This is a genomic window from Virgibacillus sp. GM2-2 (genome assembly GCF_055329585.1).
On the sequence record NZ_JBUZWC010000203.1, the window covers coordinates 1 to 218 of the forward strand.

1 protein-coding gene is annotated in these 218 nt (G+C 70.6%); it reads left to right on the forward strand.

Translation table 11 applies throughout. From position 1 onward, the window contains the following. The coding region (locus ACY9Z2_RS19555) for an SAM-dependent methyltransferase (RefSeq protein WP_463611333.1) at positions 1 to 218 on the forward strand (218 nt) is incomplete at its 5' end.

The following is a 218-nucleotide window of genomic DNA, read 5'->3' on the forward strand; positions in this document are numbered from 1 at the left end:
TGGTGGCCACCCCCATAGGCAACCTGGCCGACATCAGCCTGCGCGCCCTGCATGTGCTGCAGCTGGTGGACTGCGTGGCCTGCGAGGACACGCGCCACACCCAGGGCCTGCTGCGCTCCTATGGACTGGACCGCCCCGGCAGCCAGCTGCTGGCCGTGCACCAGCACAACGAGGCCGAGGCGGCACAGCAGATCGTGGCCCGGCTGCAGCAGGGCTAG